This window comes from Demequina sp. NBRC 110055, assembly GCF_002090135.1.
In the GTDB taxonomy this organism is placed as follows: Bacteria; Actinomycetota; Actinomycetes; order Actinomycetales; family Demequinaceae; genus Demequina.
This window is the reverse complement of sequence record NZ_BBRL01000004.1, coordinates 520,210-533,981: the sequence shown is the minus strand read 5'-3', so window position 1 is coordinate 533,981 and position 13,772 is coordinate 520,210. Positions and strand designations below refer to the sequence as shown.

The following is a 13,772-nucleotide window of genomic DNA, read 5'->3' as shown; positions in this document are numbered from 1 at the left end:
CACCGACGGAAGGAGATCGACATGACCGCGCTCGTGATCACGACGAACTACGGAGTCGAGCAGGACGAGCTCGTGAAGCCCCTCGCCGCGCTCAAGGAGGCGGGCGTGCCCGTCACCGTGGCGGCGGCCAGCACCGATGCGATCCAGACGCTCGTGGGCGACAAGGACCCCGGCGAGACCGTCACCCCGAACATGACGCTGGCCGACGTGGACCCCGCGGGCTACGACGTGCTCGTCATCCCCGGCGGCACGATCAACGCCGACACCCTGCGCACCCACGACGAGGCCGTAGCACTGGTGCAGACCTTCGCTAAGGACGGCAAGACCGTCGCCGCGATCTGTCACGGTCCGTGGCTCCTCGCGGAGGCTGACGTCGCCGGTGGCAAGACCGCGACGTCCTACCCCTCGCTTGCCACGGATCTGCGCAACGCGGGCGCTACCTGGGTCGACGAGGAACTCAAGCGCTGCGAGGCGAACGGCTGGACGCTGCTGACATCGCGCACGCCCGACGACCTCGACGCGTTCTCCACCGCAGTGGTCGAGGCCGCGCGCTAGTTAACCCCGCCCCCGCAGCCGCTCGATTTGGCGGCGATCCTTCTTGGTCGGGCGGCCCGCCCCACGGTCACGCACGCCGATGGGCGCGGGCCGCTCGGCCTTGGGTGGGGGCGGAGGGCTGTGGTCCTCGTACGCCTCCACGGCAACCGCGGCGCCCACTCGCTTGACGAGAAGCTTGCGTACCACGACGATGCGCTCGCGCTCGCCGCCGCGGACCACCACGCGGTCCCCGACGCGCACGGGTGTTGCCGGCTTGGCCTTCTCGCCGTTGACCCGGACGTGGCCCGCCTTGCACGCCGCCGTGGCGAGCGAGCGCGACTTGGCCAGACGCACGGCCCAGACCCACGCATCGGCCCTCGCGGTGGTCTTCTCCATCGGACCAGGGTAAAGGGACCGCCAGCGGACGCTGGCGGGACATGAGGGTCGCGGACGCGCCGTCTGTGACCTCATGGCCCGCTGCCACGCACTATCGAGCGTCCTCGCCGTAGCCTGAGCCTCATGCAGACAGTTCTCGAGGTCATCGGCTGGGCCGGCTCCCTCCTCGTGGTCGCCTCTCTCATGCAGGCGCGCGTGCTGCGCTTCAGGTGGATGAACCTGGCCGGCGCCGTGCTCGCGACGGGCTACAACGCCGCCATCGGCGTGTGGCAGTTCGCGTTCATGAATCTCGCGATCACCGTCATCGACATCTACTGGCTCTCGCGGCTCTACCGTGAGCGCCACGATGCCGCCGTCTACCAGGTGCTTCCCGTCGACGCCGACAACGCCTTCCTGCGGCACCTCCTCGAGGTCCACCGCGACGACATCGCGAAGCACGCGCCGTGGTTCGACGTGACGGCCGACGCTGGCACGGCCGCGGGCGGATCTCGCCACACCTTCTTGGTGGTCAGGGGCGACGAGGCCGTCGGCATGGTCGCCGTCGCGGACACGGGCGGGGGTGTGGGCCGGGTCGAGCTCGACTGGGTCAAAGAGCGCTTCCGCGACTTCACTCCGGGCGAGTTCGTGTATCGCGAGTCGGACGTACTGAGGACGGCCGGGTTCGACCGGCTCGAGATCGCTCCGCGAGAGGAACTCGACGTGGAGTACCTGCGGCGCGTGGGCTTCACCATGCACGGTGACCGCTGGGCCCGACCGGTCGCCGCGTAGCCGCACCCGTGTGATGGGCCCGGCGGCTCAAGTGCGAAACTGGATCACGTGACCCACGCCATTCACTTCGCCTCCGACAACTACGCCTCCATCCACCCCGAGGTCCTCGACGCGATTCAGGCGGCCGACGGCGGACATCAGGCGGCCTACGGCGCCGACGCCACCACCGCGGCGTTCGACGAGGCCATCGCGGCCACCTTCGGCGAGCATGCGCTGGGCTTCCCGGTGTTCAACGGCACCGGCGCGAACGTGGTCTCCCTCATGGCCCTCAGCCCGCGCTGGGGTGGCGTGGTCGCCTCGGAGCACGCCCACATCCACGTCGACGAGAACGGCGCCCCCGAGCGCGTCGGTGGCCTCAAGATTCTCGAGGTTCCCGCGCCCGACGGCCGCATCGACCCCGCCTCTCTCAACCGCTACTCCCCCGACCTGGGCGACGAGCACCGCGCGCAGCCACTCGTGCTGTCGCTCACCCAGTCCACCGAGGTCGGCACGGTCTACTCCCCCGACCAGCTCGCGGCGCTCACGGACCGCGCCCACGCTCTCGGCATGCGCGTCCACGTCGACGGCGCTCGCATCGCGAACGCGGCGGCCGCCCTGGGCATCGGCCTCAAGGAGGCCGCGGCAGGTGCGGACATCCTCTCCTTCGGCGGCACCAAAAACGGCGCCATGCTGGGCGAGGCCGTCGTGATCCTCGCCGAGGACCTGCGCGAGAGCCTGGGCCGCGACCTGCCGTTCCTGCGCAAGCAGACCATGCAGCTGGGCTCCAAGATGCGCTACGTCTCTGCCCAGCTCACGGCACTCATGACGAGCACCGATGCGGCGGGCGACGCCCTGTGGCTGCGCAATGCACGCCATGCCAACGAGATGGCGGCACGTTTGCGCGCCCAACTCGCGCCGCTCGCGGCGACCGGCACCGTCCACTTCACGCAGGCCACCGAAGCCAACGCCGTCTTTGTCGAGGTGCCCCGCGACCTCGCCGGCACCCTGCGCGAGTCCTACCGCTTCTACGACTGGAAGCCCGGCTCCACACCCGAGACCGTCGAGGTGCGCCTCATGTGCTCGTGGGACACGCCCGTCGAGGCCGTCGCCGGGTTCACGCAGGCGGCGCTCAAGGCCGCGGGGCTGTGATGACGGCGGGCGCCTGATGGCCGCCGCGTGCCCGTGCGGAAGTGGGCAACCGTTCCCGGACTGTTGCCGGCCGCTGCTGCGTGGCGAGCGGGAGGCAACCACGGCATCGGCCCTCATGAGATCGCGCTATACGGCCTTCGTCCGCCGCGACGCGGGCTACCTGCTGCGCACCTGGGCGACGTCGACGCGCCCCGCGTCGGTCGAGACCGCCGGGGTCACCTGGCTGGGCCTCGCCGTCGTCTCCACGACGGACGGACGGGCAGCCGATGCGTCAGGCACCGTCACGTTCGTCGCCCAATGTGACGAGGGGACGGGTCCGCAAACCTTGCGCGAAACGAGCACCTTTCGGCGCGAAGAGGGCCGGTGGGTCTATGTCGACGGGGTCCATCACTAGCGATACGGCCAACTTCGGCCACCAACCGGGACCTTACCGGTTCACTTTTTGTTCACTGATCCGTCACAATGGTGGGCGTGACTGAGCCGATTCTCCTGGCCGTCGTCGTCGCGACCGCTCTGGCCTTCGACTTCACTAATGGATTCCACGACACGGGCAACGCCATGGCCACGTCCATCGCGACCCGTGCGTTGAAGCCCAAGGCTGCCGTGATCCTCTCGGCGTCCCTGAACATGGTGGGCGCCTTCTTGTCGCTGACCGTGGCGGCGACGATCGCGACGGGCATCGTGGATGCGGGCGTCGTGACCCTCCCGGTGGTGCTCGCCGGCCTCGCAGGAGGCATCGTGTGGAACCTCGTCACCTGGCTCTTTGGGCTGCCCTCATCCTCGTCGCACGCCCTCATCGGCGGTGTGGTGGGTGCGGTGCTCGCCGCGGCCGGCACGGAGGGCGTCCTGTGGGCGGGCCTCACGTCGAAGGTGCTGATCCCCGCGCTGGTCGCCCCTGTGGTCGCGATCCTCGTCGGCACCATCGGCACCTGGCTCGTGGCGCGCCTGACCCAGGACGTGCCGCAGGATTCCAACGACAAGCTGTTCCGCTGGGGCCAGATCGGCTCCGCCTCGCTCGTGTCCCTCGCGCACGGCACCAATGACGCCCAGAAGTCGATGGGCATCATCCTTCTCGCCTTGATCGCCGCCGGCGCCGTCCCGGAGGACTCTTCGGTGCCGTTCTGGGTCATCGTCAGCTGTGCGCTCGCGATGGCGCTGGGCACCTACACGGGTGGCTGGCGCGTGATCCGCACCCTCGGCAAGGGGCTCGTCGAACTCGAGTCGCGCCAGGGCATGGCGGCCGAGACGTCGTCCGCCGCGGTCATCCTGCTGTCCAGTCACTTCGGCTACTCGCTGTCCACCACGCACGTCGCGACCGGATCGATCCTGGGCTCCGGCGTCGGCATGAAGGGCTCGTCGGTGCGCTGGTCCGTCGCGGGGCGCATGTTTGCCGCGTGGCTCATCACGGTGCCCTCCGCCGCATTCGTGGGCGCGCTGTTTTACTGGATCGACATCTCCATCGGCGGCGGCACCCTCGGCTCGTTCGTGGTGTTCGGGCTGCTCATCGCGATCTCTTTCATGATCTACCTGTGGTCGCGTCGCAAGCCGATCAGCTCGAAGAACGTCAACGACAACTGGGACCCGGCGCAGGACTCCGAGGCGTACATTGCCGAGTCGGTGTCGGTGCACCACCCCGAGATCATGAAGGTCAAGCGCAAGCGCCTTCGCAAGGCCAAGAAGCGTCAGCGCAAGATGCTCGAGGCCGAGCAGGAGCGCCGCGCCATTGAGGCGGAGGACACAGCGCGGCTGCGTGCCGCCGAGTCCCGTGACAACGACTCGTCTGAGCGCTAGGAGGCGACCATGAGCGACTACATCGAGTGGAGCGCCCTGGGCCAGGTGCTGCTGTACGGCATCCTCGTCGGTGCCGGCCTGCCAACCATCTTCGCTATCGGCGTGCGCCTTCTCGCCGGCCCCGGCGCCGTGGGCGCCGACGGCACCGTGTCGCGCGGCCGTGTGATCGGCGCGTGGGCCTGCTTCGCCGTCGTCGTCCTCGCGATCCTGGGCGCCGTCGCCTACATCGCGGCCGGCGGACACTAAGGCTTCAGCACACACGTCGAGACCCCCGCAGCCACCATCGGGCAGCGGGGGTCTCGACGTGTGTGGTGTCAGTGGCAGGCCGGCCCAGGGGGAATCCACAACGCCCGGGGCCGACCTACCGGATCACTGACCGATGGCCGACGAGGCCTCGGACGTGAACTGAGCGGCCGCCTCCGCGGGGCTGACCGTGTCGAACAGCACCTGCTCGTTGATGCGGCCGGCGATCTCGGGCACGTCGGCCGCGCCGTTGGGCGGGGCCGGCGGACCGTCGACGATCTCAGACTCGAGTGCCGCGAGGAACTCGGCGGCCTGCTGCTCGAGCGGGTCGAGCTGCGACGACACTGCTTCACGCACGTCGGTGTTGGCGTTGAGGCCGCGGTCGGACAGGATCAGCGCGCCGGCCTCGGGGTCGTTGATGAGGAAGTCGACGAACGCCGTGGCTGCCTCGGGGTACTCGGTGTCCGCGGCGACCGAGTAGAACATGGCAGGCTTGAAGTACATGCCGGTGCGCTCGCTCTCGCTCTCTCCTGGCAGGCGCAGCAGCACCAGGTCGCGGCCCGCTGCGGCGGAGATGGCGCCCAGCTGGTTGGTCCACCACATGCCCATGGCTCCGGTGTTGGTACCCAGCAGCGACTGCTCGGGACCACCCTCGGCGATCTCGACGCTACGCGCACCGTCGGGCATCGCGCCGGCCTCGCGCAGATCGACGAGGTGCTGCCACCACGCCTCGAGGGTCGCGTCCTCGTAGCCGAGCGTGCCCTCCTCGGTGTAGAGCGACTCGCCGTGCTGGCGGGCGTAGATGTTGAAGCCCGCCTCGTTGCCGCCGTAGTCCTGCACGCCGTAGACGTCGTCGCCCAGCGCGTCCGAGATCTCGGTGCTGATCGACACGAAGTCGTCCCAGGTCCAGGTCGTGTCGTCGGGCATCTCGACGCCCGCCTCCTCGAAGATCTGGGGGTCGGCGACGATCGCGTACGCGTTGATGCCGGTGGCCACGCCGGCGAGCTTGCCGTCGATGGTGCCGGACTGGATCACGCTCGGGTCGATCATGGAGGTGTCGAGTCCGAGCGCCGCGAGGTCGCCCACCACGCCGCGGTTGGCGTAGTCAGTGAGGTAGCGCTCCTCCTGCGTCATGACGTCGGGGGTGTCGCCGCCGGCCACGGTCGTGGCCAGCTTGTCCCAATAGCCGCCCCAGTCGGTGTAGTCAGGCACCACGGTGATGTCGGGGTTCTTCTCCATGAAGAGGTCGATGACCTCCTGGGTCAGCGTGTGACGCTCATCGGAGCCCCACCATGAGAAGCGGATCTCGGCCTGGTCCTCCGCGGCCTCCGAGCTGCCGTCGGCGGTGGCACTGCCGGTTGCCTCTGGCTCCTCCTCGGGGGCGGCGCCGTTGTCACCGCTGCACGCGGCGAGGGTGAGGACGCCTGCGGCGAGCACCGCACTCGAGCGCCATGCCATCGTGCGCGCCCCCGCGCGGCTGGTGATCTTGATGGTCATGTTCTTCTCCTTCACGTGGAACTTCGTTGTTCTTCGGTCGGATGCACCGGGGAAGGCGCCGTGCTACTTGATTCCCGTCGTGGCGATGCCCTTGACGAGGTACTTCTGGCCAAACAGGAAGACCAGGAAGATGGGGATGAGCGACACGATCGACATGGCGAACAGGGAACCCCATGAGCTCTCCGAGGTCGCGTCGATGAACGTGCGCAGCGCGACCGGAACGGTGTACATGTCCGGTCGGGTCAGGAAGATCAGCTGGCTGAAGAAGTCGTTCCACGTCCAGATGAACGTGAAGATCGCGGTCGTCGCCAGGGCCGGCAGCGACAGCGGCAGCATGATGCGGAAATAGATGCGGAAGTGGCCACAGCCGTCGAGCCTGGCCGCCTCGTCGAGCTCGCGCGGGATGCCGCGGAAGAACTGCACCATGAGGAAGATGAAGAACGCATCGGTCGCGAGCAGCTTGGGCACGATCAACGGCAGGAACGTGTTGATCCAGTTGAGCTCGGAGAACAGGATGTACTGCGGCACGATGATCACGTGGATCGGCAGCATGATCGACATCAGCATGATCGCGAACCACAGCCCGCGGCCACGGAACTCGAGCCGCGCGAACGCGTAGGCCGCCATCGAGCAGGCCACCAGGTTGCCCACCAGCGAGCCGGCCACGATGATCGCGGAATTCAGGAGGTAGTGGCTGAACGGGTGCAGGAGCGCGTTCCAGCCCTCCGTGTAGTTCTCGAGGGTCACGTCGGTGGGCCACAGCCCCGGCTCGCGGAAGATGATCGCGTCGGGCTTGAACGAGCTCGCGATCATCCACAGCAGCGGGTAGAGCATCACCAGGCCGAAGGCGATGAGGCCCGCGTGCTTGAGGAGCGAGCGCGTCCGCGAGCGCCAGTAGGTGGGCTTCTCCTGGGGCTCGGGGTAGCGCTCCGCCATCGCGACGATGTCGGGGGTGGTCGCGGGTGCCTTGTCACGCACGGATGACTCAGTCATTGTAGAAAACCCAATACTTGGAGACGAGGAAGTTGACGGCCGTCATGCCGGCGACGATCGCGAGAAGCAGCCACGCCATCGCGGACGCGTAGCCCATGTCGAGGGACGCGAAGCCCTTTTGGTAGAGGTAGAGCGTGTAGAACATCGTCGAATCCGCCGGGCCGCCCGTTCCTCCACTGACCACGTAGGCCTGGGTGAACGTCTGGAAGGCGTTGATGAGCTGCAGCACCAGATTGAAGAAGATGATGGGCGTGAGCAGCGGGATGGTGATCGACGTGAACTGCCGCCACTTGCTAGCGCCGTCGATCGACGCGGCCTCGTAGTACATCTGCGGGATCTGACGCAGGCCCGCGAGGAAGATGATCATGGGGGCGCCGAAGGTCCAGATGTTCAGGATCATCAGAGTGCCGAGCGCGTAGTCGGGGTGCGAGACCCACCCCTCGCCCTCGATGCCAAACCATGCAAGCACCGCGTTGACCAGGCCGTCCGCGCCGAACACCTGACGCCACAGCAGCGCGATCGCGACCGATCCGCCGAGCAACGACGGCAGGTAATACACCGAGCGGTAGATCGCGAGGCCCCGAAGGCCCCGGTCGAGCACCAGCGCGAGCGCGAGCGCCGCGGCCAGCTGCAGCGGCACCGAGATCAGCACATACATGAACGTGACCTTGAGCGAGTTGATCAGTCGCGGGTCCTCGAACATGCGGGTGTAGTTGTCGAGGCCAATCCAGTTGGGGGCCTCGAGCAGGCTGTAGTCCGTGAACGACAGGTAGGCCGATGCGGCCATGGGGCCAGCAGTGATGAGGATCAACCCCAGGAACCACGGCCCCAGAAAGAAGATCGCGGCCTTGCCGTCGCCTTTGTGAAGCGCGGACGGGCGCCGCTTGCCCTTGGGGCGGCGGACGGAACGCAGCTCAGAGACGACGGACATGCGTCACCCCCGCTGCAAGGACGCCCCCCTGGCGTCGGCTCATCGGCACAAGCATCGAATCCTCCGGATCGTCATTGATCAGGTGGCTTCACGGGACTCACATCGTCGTGAAACCGCTTTCCGATTCAGAACGTATCACACGTGGAACCGGTTTCCAATGGTGTACGGTCACAACTAGGAAACAGGTTTCCCGCCCGCACATCCTCAACGACGAGGGTGCACCGGACGCGATTCACGATGGAGAAACGTATGCCTAAGGTCAGCCGGCCCCGCACGGCTGCGACGATTGGCGATGTGGCCGACGCCGCCGGGGTGTCGCGCGCCACGGTGTCGCGGGTCATGAACGGGCGCGCCACGGTGGCTGAGGACATCGCCGCGCGCGTCCTGGCCGTCGCCGAGGAGCTCCAGTACCGCCCCTCGAACGTGGCGCGAAGCCTGTCACTGGGGCGCACCGAGACGGTCGCGCTCGTGGTCCCCGATCTCACCAACCCGATGTTTCAGCACGTGCTCAGCGGCATCACCGATGCGGCCGCGACTCGGGGCTACCGCGTGCTCGTCGCGGACACCGCGGAGAACCCGCAGGACGAGGCCGCCATCGCGCTCGAGGCCCGCATGCGCTGCGACGCGCTCGTGCTGGTCTCGCCGCGCATGCCCCAAGAGCAGCTCGCCACGCTCGTGCGCCAGGCGAGCCCCATGGTGCTCGTCAACCGCGAAAGCCCCGAGCCGTCCGTGCCGAGCCTCACGGTGAACTACCGCGCGGGCACCCTCGCGGTAATCCGGCACCTCGTGGACCTGGGCCACACGCGCATCGTCTACCTCGCCGGCCCCCCGCCCAGCTACGCCGACGCGCGCAGGCGCGAGGGCCTCGCCGAGGCCGCACGGATCCACCCCGGGCTCGACATCGTCGAGGTCCCCGCCGGGGCGACGGTCGCCGCGGGCTACGGCGCGCGCGACGGTGTGCTCGCGGCCCGCGCCACCGCCGTGGTGGCCTTCAACGACCTGGCGGCATTCGGCCTGCTCGCGGCACTGAACCAGGCGGGCGTGGCGGTGCCGGGAGACATCTCCGTCACCGGCTTCGACGACATCGAGCTCGCGCAGTACTCCACCCCGTCCCTCACCACCGTGGCCGTGCCCCAGCACGAGTTGGGTCGTCACGCCTGGCAGGAGCTGTTCACCGTGATCGAGAACCAAGGCACCACCGCCTCCCCTCACACCAGGTTCGAGCCCCGCCTCGAGGTGCGCTCCAGCACAGGCCCCGTGCCCCGGTCGGTGGCCGAGGGTGGCCTCGCCCCCAGCCCCGCCGCCCAGCCCGCGAGCGCCGGTACGCAAGCGGCTGCCAGCCCGGTGACGCGTACGGAGGGCCGTGGCGCATCGGCCGCCTCCCCGGCATCGGCCGCCCAGGCTGGCGTCACGCGTGACGGCGGACCAGCGTGGCACCCGGACGGGGACGTGACCGTGCTCGAGTGGCGCGGCGAGCCGCTGGCCCGGTACGAATCGGGCGCGCGCCTGCCGCAAGTGCATGCACGACGCCCGTACCTGCACCCCGTCCACACGCTTGCGGGCCGCGTCCTCACCGACGCCGCGCCGGTGGACCACCGCCACCACTACGGCGTGTCCCTCGCGGTGCCAGACGTCAACGGCACCAGCTATTGGGGCGGGCGGACCTTTGTGCGCGACGTGGGCCCCACCCTGCTCGAAAACCACGGGCAACAGGTCAGCGCGGGCCCCGTCGTCGACGGCACCGATCCGCACATCCTGCGCGACGCGGTGCGCTGGTACGACGAGAACGACGACGCTCAACTGGAGGAGTCGCGCCGGCTGGGCGCCCACCTGCTCGCGGGGGACGAGGCATGGGCGCTCACGTGGCGCTCGGTGCTGCGCGCCGAGCATGGCGGCGTGACCATCGGCTCCCCTGCTACCAACGGGCGGCGCGGCGCGGGCTATGGCGGATGGTTCTGGCGCCTACCGCTCGCCGCCACCACCACGGTGCTGAGCGAGGGCGGCGAGGGCGAGCAGACCGCGCACGGCTCGCGTTCCCCCTGGCTCGCGTTTGTGCAGGGCGAGGGGGCCGATGCGACCACCTGGCTTGCGGTCCAGCACGGCGCCGCGAGGCCCTGGTTCGTCCGCGCAGCCGAGTACCCCGGCGCCGGCCCGGCGCTCGCGTGGGACCGCCCGCTCACCATCCCCGACGGCGGCACGGTCGAGATCGGCCTCACCACCGTCCTGCTCGACCGCGCCGTGAGCCTCGAGGAGGCCGCGAGACTCGCGAGCGACGCCGCGGACGTGCGATGACGACGGCAGGGGCGGCACCGGCCGTCGCCCTGGTCGGCATCCACGGCCACGGCGGCGCCCACCTCAGACGCATCCGGGACCTTGAGGCGCGCGGTGTGGTGCGCCTCAGCGCCCTCGTCGACCCACGCCCGCTCGAGACCGACGAGGTCCCCGCCACGGGCGGGCCCGGCGGTCCTCGCCACGGGTCGGCCGCGGCAGGCGACGGCGCGCCGTGGTTCCCCACCCTGGGTGATCTGCTCTCCGCGCCCGAGCCCGAGGTCCGCCCCGACATCGTGGTCCTGTCGACCCCCATCCCCACCCACGTGCCGCTCGCCAGCGCGGCCATGCGCGCCGGGCTCGACGTGCTGCTCGAGAAGCCCACCGCGGCGTCGCTTGCCGAGCACACCGCGCTCGTGGCCGTCGCCGAGGAGACAGGGCGCCTGTGTCAGGTGGGGTTCCAGACCTTCGGCTCGCACGCGCTGACGGCAGTCGACAGGCTGATCGCCGACGGCGAGATCGGCGACGTCACCGGCGTGGGCGCGGTGGGGCTTTGGGTGCGCACCACCGCCTACTGGGCGCGCGCGCCGTGGGCGGGCAAGCGTCAACTGGACGGCCGTGACGTGGTTGACGGGGTCGTCACGAATCCCCTGGCACACGCCGTCGCGACGGGCCTGAGGATCGCGGGCGCGACCCGTTCCGCGGACGTCGCAGGCGTCGATGTCGACCTGTACCGCGCCAATCCCATCGAGGCCGACGACACCTCGTCGGTGCGGGTCACGACCGCGGACGGCATGCGCTGCGGGTTCGGCCTCACCCTGTGCGCGCCCGAGCGCACCCCCGCCCGCATCCTCATTCACGGCACCCGCGGGCGCATCGAGCTCGCATACGAGACGGACCGGGTACGCCTCGTTACTGACTCCGTCGACCTCGAAAAGCAGTACTCGCGGGACGACCTCCTCGAGAATCTCGTCGCCGCGAGGTCGACTCCCGGTCGCCCGCTTGCTTGCGACGTGCGAGACACCGGTGCTTTCATGCGAGTCATGGAAGCCGTCCGCACCGCCCCCGACCCGCGCTCCATCGACCCGGCGCACGTCGACTGGGCGGGAGAGGGCGATGAACGTCACCCCGTGGTGCGCGACGTCGCCGCGTGGTGCGAGGAGGTGGCGGCGCAGGGCCGCACCTTCGCCGAACTCGGGGCTCCCTGGACCCACGCGTGAGCGAGGTCGTCACCGCCCTGGTGACGATGGGCCTGGTCGTTGCGGCCGGCTGGCTGATCCAGGCGCGCGGGTGGCTCCCCCACGGCTCACGCGAGATCCTCGCGACCGTCTGCTTCTCCATCGCGAGCCCTTGCCTCCTGCTCGCGACCGTCGCCCATGCGGACCTCGGGACGCTCGCCTCGCGGGGGGCGGCCGTGACCTGGGGCACGAGCCTCGCGCTCGCCGGGGTGCTCGTCGTCATCGCTCGCTGGGGCATGCGACTGCCGGCCGGCCGCGCCACCATCACGGCGCTGTCGGGCTCGTACGTCAACGCCGGGAACCTCGGGCTGCCGCTCGCCGTCTATCTCTTTGGCGACGCCCTCGCCGTGGTGCCCACGATGCTGGTGCAGCTGCTCGTCATGGCGCCGGTCGCGTTCGGGGTACTGGGGCGCGCGGCCGATGCCACGCCCCTTCCCATCGCCGCCTCCCGGGTCAGGGACGACGGGGATGCGCCCGTACGCAAGGGGGCCGTCGCATCGGCCATCCTCAATCCCCTCACCCTCGCGACGCTCGCGGGCCTGGTGCTCGCGCTGCTACCGTGGTCGATCCCCGAGGCCGCGCTCGAGCCGTTCTCCCTGGTAGGAGCCGCCGCTCCCCCGCTCGCACTGCTGACGCTCGGCATGTCGCTCGCCAAGGACGTGCGGATGGCCGATGCGCCCGTAGGCCCGGGCGAAGATGGCGGCATGGGTGCGGGGTTGGCCGGATCGAGGGGGTTGGCCGCGCCGCTGGGGCTGGCGATCGCTGCCCGCGCCGTGGTGCACCCCGCCCTCACGTGGCTGGTGGGATCGCTCGCCGGGCTCGAGGGGACCGCGCTCACGATGGTGGTCGCGATGGCTGCGCTGCCCACGGCGCAAAACGTGGTGGTCTACGCGAACAGGTACCGCTGCTCGGTTGATGTGGCCTCGCGGGCGTGCGTGGCGACGACGGCGCTGTGCGGGCCGGTGCTCGTGGTGGTCTCGGCGGTGGCGTGACGCGGGGGTGGTGTGACGCGGGCGTTGCGTCCTGCGAGCCCTCTGGTGCTCGGTTCTGGCCGGTTCCGGGCACTCGGTGACTCCTGGGAGGCGCACTATCGGGCGGGAAAAGCAAAAGGCCCCCGGATGTCCCGGGGGCCTTTCTTCACGTGCGCGAGGGGGGAGTTGAACCCCCACGCCCTTTCGGGCACACGGACCTGAACCGTGCGCGTCTGCCTATTCCGCCACTCGCGCGTGCCGGGCAACTTTAGCACGACTCGGAGGCACTATACGATTCCCCATATGGGAGTCCTGGATCGCTTCGAGAAGCGCGTCGAGAACGCCGTGCAAGGAGCCTTCGCGCGGACCTTCAAGTCGGGGGTCAAGCCGGTCGAGATCGCTTCAGCCGTGCGGCGTGAATGCGACGCGCGCTCGGCAGCCGTCGACCGCAACCGTACTGTCGCACCGAACGAGTACTCGATTGCGTTGAGCGCCACCGATCACGAGGCCATCAGCCAGTGGGGGGACGAGGCGCTCGCGCACGAGATCGAGGAGGCGCTGCGCGACCATGCGCGCCAGCAGCGCTACTCCTTTGTGGGTTCGGTGAAGGTCACCTTCGAGGAGGACGAGTCGCTCGCGACCGGGCGTCTGGCCGTGACGAGTCGTTCCACCCGCGGCCCCGTGGCGCCCGCCACGGAGCGCGACGACCGCTCGCGCTACCCGCTCATCGACGTCGACGGGCAGCGCTATCACCTCACGGGCGAGATGACGGTGATTGGCCGCGGCTCCGAATCGGACATTGTGCTCGACGACACGGGGGTGTCGCGTCAGCACTGCAGGTTCGAGATCACCGAGCACGGCACGATCCTCACCGATTTGGGCTCGACCAATGGCACGATGGTCGAGGACCAGCGCGTCAGCGAGGTCACGTTGCTCGACGGCAACGCGATCACCGTGGGCCGCACCACGATCATGTACTGGGACGCGGTCCCTGCCGAAGAGGACAGTTGATTC

General features: G+C 69.4%; 14 protein-coding genes and 1 tRNA gene. 10 read left to right on the top strand and 5 right to left on the bottom strand.

Going from position 1 to position 13,772, the window contains the following annotated elements:
• The first annotated feature begins 21 nt into the window (after window positions 1-21).
• A complete protein-coding gene (locus B7K24_RS02525) occupies window positions 22-555 on the top strand; it encodes a type 1 glutamine amidotransferase domain-containing protein (protein WP_084128482.1) in 534 nt (177 codons plus the stop codon).
• Here the strand turns inward: B7K24_RS02525 and B7K24_RS02520 are convergent, their stop codons facing one another.
• Window positions 556-930 carry an RNA-binding S4 domain-containing protein gene (locus tag B7K24_RS02520; protein ID WP_084128481.1) on the bottom strand — a complete coding sequence of 125 codons (375 nt, stop codon included), beginning with the start codon at window positions 928-930 and terminating at the stop codon, window positions 556-558.
• 123 nt (window positions 931-1,053) lie between these two features.
• Between B7K24_RS02520 and B7K24_RS02515 the strand changes: the two genes are divergently transcribed.
• From B7K24_RS02515 to B7K24_RS02495, 5 genes are all read left to right on the top strand, one after another.
• A complete protein-coding gene (locus B7K24_RS02515) occupies window positions 1,054-1,698 on the top strand; it encodes a hypothetical protein (RefSeq protein WP_084128479.1) in 645 nt (214 codons plus the stop codon).
• A 48-nt stretch (window positions 1,699-1,746) separates the two neighbouring features.
• Complete coding sequence (locus B7K24_RS02510) at window positions 1,747-2,826, top strand: low specificity L-threonine aldolase (RefSeq protein WP_234986524.1); 1,080 nt, start codon at window positions 1,747-1,749, stop codon at window positions 2,824-2,826.
• A gap of 16 nt (window positions 2,827-2,842) precedes the next feature.
• The gene (locus tag B7K24_RS02505; protein WP_084128476.1) at window positions 2,843-3,220 is read left to right on the top strand and encodes a YchJ family protein; all 378 of its coding nucleotides are present in this window, start codon (window positions 2,843-2,845) and stop codon (window positions 3,218-3,220) included.
• Window positions 3,221-3,288: 68 nt separating this feature from the next.
• Window positions 3,289-4,617 (top strand): inorganic phosphate transporter, encoded by a 1,329-nt coding sequence (locus tag B7K24_RS02500; RefSeq protein ID WP_084128475.1) that lies wholly within the window; start codon window positions 3,289-3,291, stop codon window positions 4,615-4,617.
• Between the two features lie 9 nt (window positions 4,618-4,626).
• A complete protein-coding gene (locus tag B7K24_RS02495; protein ID WP_084128474.1) occupies window positions 4,627-4,863 on the top strand; it encodes a hypothetical protein in 237 nt (78 codons plus the stop codon).
• A gap of 123 nt (window positions 4,864-4,986) precedes the next feature.
• Here the strand turns inward: B7K24_RS02495 and B7K24_RS02490 are convergent, their stop codons facing one another.
• The 3 genes from B7K24_RS02490 to B7K24_RS02480 form a co-directional block, all read right to left on the bottom strand.
• Window positions 4,987-6,357: an ABC transporter substrate-binding protein gene (locus B7K24_RS02490; RefSeq protein ID WP_084129221.1), complete on the bottom strand. Its 1,371-nt coding sequence runs from the start codon at window positions 6,355-6,357 to the stop codon at window positions 4,987-4,989.
• Window positions 6,358-6,420: 63 nt separating this feature from the next.
• The gene (locus B7K24_RS02485; protein WP_084100049.1) at window positions 6,421-7,293 is read right to left on the bottom strand and encodes a carbohydrate ABC transporter permease; all 873 of its coding nucleotides are present in this window, start codon (window positions 7,291-7,293) and stop codon (window positions 6,421-6,423) included.
• Window positions 7,294-7,342: 49 nt separating this feature from the next.
• Window positions 7,343-8,281: a carbohydrate ABC transporter permease gene (locus tag B7K24_RS02480; protein ID WP_084128473.1), complete on the bottom strand. Its 939-nt coding sequence runs from the start codon at window positions 8,279-8,281 to the stop codon at window positions 7,343-7,345.
• Window positions 8,282-8,530: 249 nt separating this feature from the next.
• Here B7K24_RS02480 and B7K24_RS02475 point away from each other — a divergent pair, with 249 nt between their 5' ends.
• Genes B7K24_RS02475 through B7K24_RS02465 form a run of 3 tightly spaced genes read left to right on the top strand, consistent with a single transcriptional unit; the run spans window position 8,531 to window position 12,779 of the window.
• A complete protein-coding gene (locus tag B7K24_RS02475; protein WP_144268075.1) occupies window positions 8,531-10,573 on the top strand; it encodes a DUF6807 family protein in 2,043 nt (680 codons plus the stop codon).
• Window positions 10,570-11,769 (top strand): Gfo/Idh/MocA family protein, encoded by a 1,200-nt coding sequence (locus tag B7K24_RS02470; RefSeq protein ID WP_084128470.1) that lies wholly within the window; start codon window positions 10,570-10,572, stop codon window positions 11,767-11,769. Before B7K24_RS02475 ends, B7K24_RS02470 begins: the two co-directional genes overlap by 4 nt.
• Window positions 11,766-12,779 (top strand): AEC family transporter, encoded by a 1,014-nt coding sequence (locus B7K24_RS02465; RefSeq protein WP_084128469.1) that lies wholly within the window; start codon window positions 11,766-11,768, stop codon window positions 12,777-12,779. Before B7K24_RS02470 ends, B7K24_RS02465 begins: the two co-directional genes overlap by 4 nt.
• A 150-nt stretch (window positions 12,780-12,929) precedes the next feature.
• Here the strand turns inward: B7K24_RS02465 and B7K24_RS02460 are convergent.
• Window positions 12,930-13,013: transfer RNA gene (locus tag B7K24_RS02460), tRNA-Leu, on the bottom strand.
• A gap of 48 nt (window positions 13,014-13,061) precedes the next feature.
• Here B7K24_RS02460 and B7K24_RS02455 point away from each other — a divergent pair.
• Window positions 13,062-13,769: a DUF3662 and FHA domain-containing protein gene (locus B7K24_RS02455; RefSeq protein WP_084128468.1), complete on the top strand. Its 708-nt coding sequence runs from the start codon at window positions 13,062-13,064 to the stop codon at window positions 13,767-13,769.
• Window positions 13,770-13,772: the final 3 nt, after the last annotated feature.